Genomic DNA, 1,187 nt, shown 5'->3' on the forward strand with positions numbered 1-1,187 from the left:
GCAAGCCCGCTTGTATGTTTAGACTTGAAGGGGTGGGCGGCGACTAAAAGCCCGATTCCGACTCTAGCCAGTACGGACCGTGGGAGACTTCTCGTCCCGCCCTTTCTACCCTAAGCGCCGATAAGGAATTCATCGGGAAAACCGACAATAGAGGCAAGCCAGCGCTGGGATAGACCCCGACAAGCCCTTAAACCCTAGCTCCGAGGATTAGTTATGACAATCCTTACTTCACCAACGGTTGTGGGTATCGATGTGGCCAAGGCCGAAATCGTTGCCTACCGCGAAGACCTCAACGCCACTCAAGCCATTGCCAACGACCGCGATGCTCTTGGCCGCTGGCTCAACACATTACCTGCCAACAGCTCAATTGCCCTGGAAGCCACCAGCACTTACCACTTGGACACAGCTGAACTCGCCCATGAAATAGGACATCGGGTTTACGTTGTAGACGCTTATCGGTTGAGCCATTACCGCGAAAGCATTGGCCAGCGGGCGAAAACCGACCCTTGTGATGCACGTTTATTAGCGCGCTACCTGAGCAGCGAGCAGAAACGGCTACGGCTCTGGAGTCCACCTCCGCAGGCTTACAAGTTATTGAAAAGCTTGCTACACCGACGTGCAGAACTTATCAACTTGCGTGTAAGCCTCACACTGAGTTGGTCAGGCGAACCGCTTTTGAAAGACGAGTTGGCCCAGCAGTTAAAGTCCTTCAAACAAGCTGAGCAGGTCATTCAGAAGTTGCTGCACAAGGTCAGCAAAGAGGCGGGCATCACCGAAAATATCAAGCGCTGCAAAGCCATTGAGGGAGTGGGTGATCTTACGGCTACTGGTCTAGCGACAGCCTTCATGCGCGGTCAGTTCGCCAATGGCGATGCATTCATCGCTTTCTTGGGGATGGATCTGAGGCCAAAAGACTCCGGAAAAAAGGCCGGCCCTCGGCACTTGAGTAAAAAGGGCGATTCAGAGTTGCGGCGCCTTGCTCACAACGCAGCGATGGCCGCTAGCCGATCTGCGACCTGGAAACCGTACTACGAGTCCTACCTGGCCCGAGGACTGGCAAAGACCCAAGCCCTGGTAATCCTCGCCCGCAAGCTCTGCCGGGTGGCATTCGCGCTGATGAAAAACCAGAGCGAATACCAACCGAACTTAAGGTTGCAGGGTTTACCTGCAACATAGAATCTCCCACA

The 1,187-nt window shown here is 54.3% G+C and carries 1 protein-coding gene; it reads left to right on the forward strand.

The window, feature by feature from the left end; genetic code table 11:
- Positions 1-213: 213 nt before the first annotated feature.
- Positions 214-1,176: a transposase gene (locus HBO09_RS28585; RefSeq protein ID WP_092232475.1), complete on the forward strand. Its 963-nt coding sequence runs from the start codon at positions 214-216 to the stop codon at positions 1,174-1,176.
- The last annotated feature ends 11 nt before the right edge of the window (positions 1,177-1,187 follow it).

Source organism: Pseudomonas sp. WS 5027, from assembly GCF_012985695.1.
Classification (GTDB): Bacteria; Pseudomonadota; Gammaproteobacteria; order Pseudomonadales; family Pseudomonadaceae; genus Aquipseudomonas; species Aquipseudomonas hygromyciniae.